Raw genomic sequence first — 248 nt, 5'->3', positions numbered from 1 at the left:
GCCAAAGATTAAAAAAATTAAATGCCACACTTACAATTGAAACAGTAAGAGGACAAGGCTATAAGGTGGAGAATCATGTTTAAAACACTCTATGCTAGAATTGCGATTTATTCCATTACGGTTATTTAATACGTTGTTAATAGCATTTTGTGATAAAGTATCTTCTCTAAACGGCTCCCCATAAAATGTCTTATGACCTTTTTGATCAACGGTCATTATTTGGTAATTCATTTGCCCTAAATGTTTGA

General features: G+C 32.3%; 2 pseudogenes. One reads left to right on the top strand and one right to left on the bottom strand.

What is annotated here, in order from left to right:
• Positions 1-83 (top strand): annotated as a pseudogene (locus IDG65_RS14550) (DNA-binding response regulator); the annotation flags it as partial.
• Positions 84-114: 31 nt separating this feature from the next.
• Here the strand turns inward: IDG65_RS14550 and IDG65_RS14950 are convergent.
• Positions 115-248 (bottom strand): annotated as a pseudogene (locus IDG65_RS14950) (hypothetical protein); the annotation flags it as partial.

Origin of the sequence: Staphylococcus sp. EG-SA-17 (assembly GCF_017151845.1) — a bacterium.
Classification (GTDB): domain Bacteria; phylum Bacillota; class Bacilli; order Staphylococcales; family Staphylococcaceae; genus Staphylococcus; species Staphylococcus aureus.
The sequence above is the reverse complement of the archived record's forward strand: the minus strand, read 5'-3'. Positions and strand labels throughout refer to the sequence as shown.